This is a genomic window from Nocardioides malaquae (assembly GCF_015070385.1).
GTDB lineage: Bacteria > Actinomycetota > Actinomycetes > Propionibacteriales > Nocardioidaceae > Nocardioides > Nocardioides malaquae.
In genome coordinates this window covers 1-450 of record NZ_JADCSA010000100.1, presented here as the reverse complement: position 1 = coordinate 450, position 450 = coordinate 1, and the positions used below count along the sequence as shown (strand labels likewise).

Annotated in this window: 2 protein-coding genes; one reads left to right on the top strand and one right to left on the bottom strand. The window is 47.1% G+C overall.

Annotated features, from left to right (window positions below):
• Window positions 1-98 (top strand): flagellar basal body rod C-terminal domain-containing protein (locus IEQ44_RS15595; protein WP_319804716.1); only part of this gene is annotated, 98 nt, incomplete at its 5' end.
• 135 nt (window positions 99-233) lie between these two features.
• On the opposite strand, the gene IEQ44_RS15590 is transcribed toward IEQ44_RS15595, so the two are convergent.
• The coding region (locus IEQ44_RS15590; protein WP_227487612.1) for an oligogalacturonate-specific porin KdgM family protein at window positions 234-450 on the bottom strand (217 nt) is incomplete at its 5' end.

The following is a 450-nucleotide window of genomic DNA, read 5'->3' as shown; positions in this document are numbered from 1 at the left end:
TGATTGCCAGCGCGCGGCGTTTTGAAATGCAGATGAAGGTGATCAGCAGCGTCGATGATAACGCAGGCCGTGCCAACCAACTGCTGTCGATGAGTTAATTGAAAGGATACATGACAAGTATAAGTTGCCCGATGCGCAAGTTTATCGGGTCTATGGGGGCAATCGCAATTTATCGATTTTGCGAGCACTTGTAGGCCGGATAAGGCGTTTACGCCGCATCCGGCAGTTTCACATCAGAAGAAATACTTCGTCCCGATACGGATCTGGTTTTGCTCGCGGTGGTACGGTTCGACGTTGCGGTCTAACCAGCGCAATTCGAAATAAGGGAGCCAGTGTTCATTAATACGGTAACGGAAGGTGTTAGTGATTTCCCAATGATGATCTTTCCCGTTGCTACTATTAAAGTCATTCACTCGCATGAAGTAATGTGGCTCAAATGTATAGGAAAAT